The sequence below is a fragment of the Methylocystis suflitae genome, from assembly GCF_024448135.1.
GTDB lineage: Bacteria > Pseudomonadota > Alphaproteobacteria > Rhizobiales > Beijerinckiaceae > Methylocystis > Methylocystis suflitae.
Window position 1 is genome coordinate 1 of the sequence record NZ_JAMRYX010000116.1, and the last position, 307, is coordinate 307.

Sequence of the window (307 nt, forward strand, 5' to 3'; positions counted from 1 at the left end):
GAACATTAATGCGACTTGCAGTGGTGCCGACCACCACCGAACACCGATCGTCCACTGACTTAGCGAGAGCACACCCCAGTGCCATAAGTATAGAGAGTACGAGATTAATCCAACAAAGACAACTCGCGGACGAGTGAAGATGTAATAAGCGGCGGTTCCTGAGCGAAGACAGGCAATCAAGGCAACTGTTAACATAATAATAATGATTGTTGCTGGAACAGCAAAGGTGAGTGGTGCAAAAAGAACTCCCACAATTCCAGCGGTTGCCAGAAGAGGAGGAACGCTTTCAAGCCAACGTACCCCCGCA

Annotated in this window: 1 pseudogene; it reads right to left on the reverse strand. The window is 49.2% G+C overall.

The features are described 5' to 3' along the window. Window positions 1-307: pseudogene (locus tag NEI07_RS09650) on the reverse strand (hypothetical protein); the annotation flags it as partial.